The organism is Frankia sp. CcWB2, from assembly GCF_977927585.1.
Genome location: NZ_CDWRCM010000054.1, coordinates 19,817 through 22,739 on the forward strand (window position 1 = coordinate 19,817; position 2,923 = coordinate 22,739).

General features: G+C 71.7%; 1 protein-coding gene. It reads right to left on the minus strand.

The features are described from left to right. Positions 1-499: 499 nt before the first annotated feature. Entirely contained in the window at positions 500-928 is a 429-nt protein-coding gene (locus ACY45C_RS08225; protein ID WP_462187028.1) for a VOC family protein, read from the minus strand. Positions 929-2,923 lie beyond the last annotated feature (1,995 nt).

A 2,923-nucleotide genomic window follows, 5' to 3' on the forward strand; every position in this document is an offset into this window, starting at 1 on the left:
GGTGGGTCGTGGCGCGGTGGTCTGTTTCCCGCCTTCCGGTTCCGGTGCTGTCGTCGGCCGATGATCCACAGTACGGCGCGAGCTGCCGACGAGACGAACGACCGAAGAGTCAGTCACCCGGAGGACATCAGTTACCGGGGGAACAGAGGTCGCTGTCGTTGTGACCGAAGTCGACGTGGTGGCGACGGCACAGCCGCGGCTGGTCGCGACCGGTTACATAACCGGACACCTGCGCGTCCGCCGTGTTCCACCGGGTCGCCGTGTCCCGCCGGGTGCAGTGCACTCTTCTACACTAAATCTATCTTAATGGTCGGCCAACGGGCCGATCAGACCACAGCCGGGCGCCGGACCGGCGGGGCGCCGCGGGTCGCCGTGCGGGTTTCGAACCAGCGGGCCAGGAACCGGGTGGACACGTAGGCCAGGGCGGCGGTCTGCGCTACCCCGACGAGGGTGCACCGGGTCGTCCGGGTGAGCCCCGCCGTCCCGACGGGCCCGCGCGTCAGCCGTCGGCGAGGGATCTCCGGTCCCGGCGCAGGGGATGATCGGGCGGGATCTCCACGACCACGATCGGGACGCCGTCCGGATCCTCGATCCACATCTCGTCGAGTCCCCACGGCTCACGCCGCGGCTCCCGGGTGATGACGACACCCGCCGCGTTCAACCGGGCGTGTTCGGCCGCCAGGTCACGCACCTGCAGCCAGAGCCGCGCCGTCCCCACCGGTTCCCCGCCCGCGCCCACCGGCCGTGCCGGGCGCGGCGAGCGCCCGGACACCTCCAGCAGGCCCTGGCCGAGGAAGAACACCAGCCCGGGTTCCTCCGGCGGCCCGAATTCGCGGTAGACCGCCAGCCCGAGGGTCTCGCGGTAGAAGCGGTGACTGCGTTGCGGATCCGTGGGCCGGAGCAGGATGCGGCTGCTGAGAACCTCCACCCGGCCAGTCTGCCCCGTCCGCGGACCGCCGTCGTCGACCACCGGGGGCGGTGACGGGGAGCAGGCCGCGGTCGGCTCCGGTTCCCCACGAGCGCGCGACGAGCGCGCGTAACGCGTTGACGGCCGTCCAGGTCCGGCGTCAACCGCCGCGCAGCGTCCTGGTGATCCCGGCGGCGACCGTCGTCGCGAGCGCCCAACCGGCGGCGATGAGGAAGTAGGCGAACCAGACCGTCGCGCCGCGCGGGGTGAAGTGCTGCTCCTGCCCGAAGTCGATGAGGGGCAGCAGCAGGTCGAGGGTGTAGACGGGGGCGCGGAAGGCCGACGCGGCGGTGTCGTCGACCGGCGCCGGCGGCCGTAGGTCGAACAGCACGCTGCCGGCCACCACCAGAAGCGCGATCCACGAGGCGGCCCGCACCGGGCGGAATCCGTATCCCACGAGCAGGTCCTGCAGGTGGCTCCATATCTTCGCCGCCGGCGCCAGAGTCTCGCGTCGATGCCGTTGTTTCGCGAGCAGAACCATCCGTGCGTCGGCGTCGTGGCCGTGAGCTGTTCGTACACCTGCGGCCGGTAGCCGCTGGGGTCGAGGCGCAGCCACTGCCGCCGCTCGTCGCCTTCCCCGAACGTACCGAGGCTGTCGTAGCGCAGCCCGTCGAGGCGCAGCACGGCGGGCCAGGTCGCCGGATCGTCGCGCAGCAGGCCGATCACGCCGTGGCTGAGATCCACGGCTCCCCGAGGCACCGCTGCCGGGAGAAGTACCAGCTCCCGGGTCGTGAGGTGGTGGGCGTTCAACGCGATCGAGCCGCTGTTGCCGGCGCTGTTGCCGGCACCGTGGCCTGGGCCGCAGTCAGGGCCGCAGCCAGGGCCATGGTCAGGGCCGCGGTCAGGGCTGTCGTCGCCGGGGCGCGCGCCGTCCAGGCGGGCTCCCTCCAGGCAGACCCGGCTGCCCACCTCGGCGTAGGCGATGCTCACCGTCCCTTGGGCGTGGAACCCCTCACAGCAGTTGAGCATTGCGGCGACCTTCAGGTCGAATGCCGCCAGCGCGGTGCTCGTGGGACTGCTCAGGTGGGCTCCCTCCAACCGCACCGATCCGCCCACGACAGCGTTGTTCAGCCTCAGCTCCCCGTCGCAGCGCAGGGCCGACAGGTACCGGCCGTCCGGTGAGGGGCCACCGAGGAGGTCGTCCTCGACGTGCAGCCGGGTTGCGTCGAGGGCGGAGCCGGGGCCCTCGACGCGGGCGCCGGAGAGCAGCAGCGCTCCGTTGATCCGGGTGCCGACCAGGATGACCGGTCCGCGGGACCGGCAGTCGAAGAGCCGGAGGTTGCCCTCGATGACGGCGTTCGACGCGAGGATTCCGCGGAAGTGCGTACCGGTGAGATCGAGCTGGCGGGTTTTCGCCCCGTACAGATTCACCCGATGGTCGAAGACGCAGTCCCGCAGCCGGACCGGACATCCAAGGACGCTGTGGGAGAGGTCGAGCTCGCCGACGATCCGGGCGCGGGTGAGGCGCAGCGCCGCCGACGGCCCAGGCTCGCCGTCGTCCGTCCCGAGCAGCAGATCGCGCAGGACGACCGCCCGGACGACCCGGTCCGCCCGGTCCGCCAGATCCACCCGGCGTCCCAGCGCAAAAGCATCCCGGATCTCCTGCTCGACGACGGTGAATTCCCGGGTGGTCACCGCCCGGCCGTCGCCCGACCGACGTGCGCCGAGTCGAGCAGGCCGGGGTCGGGGGAGACTCGGTGTGGCGCGCATCGAAGCGGCGTCGGGTCCATTCGCGAGGTTCGGGCCGGCATAGTGCCCATAATTGCCGGCTTCCTTGTCCTGCGGCAGGCTTTGGCGTCCGATGAGGTCCGGCCGGCTACCTGCCGCGGCAGCCCAGGGCGATGCCGCGATACCCGTGGGATGACACGCCCGTGGGATGTTGTCGGGGGTGTGGAGGATGCTCGGCAGGCCGGTCCGCGCCCAGGTTCCCACGGCCCGGTCGTTCCCGCTCCCGGC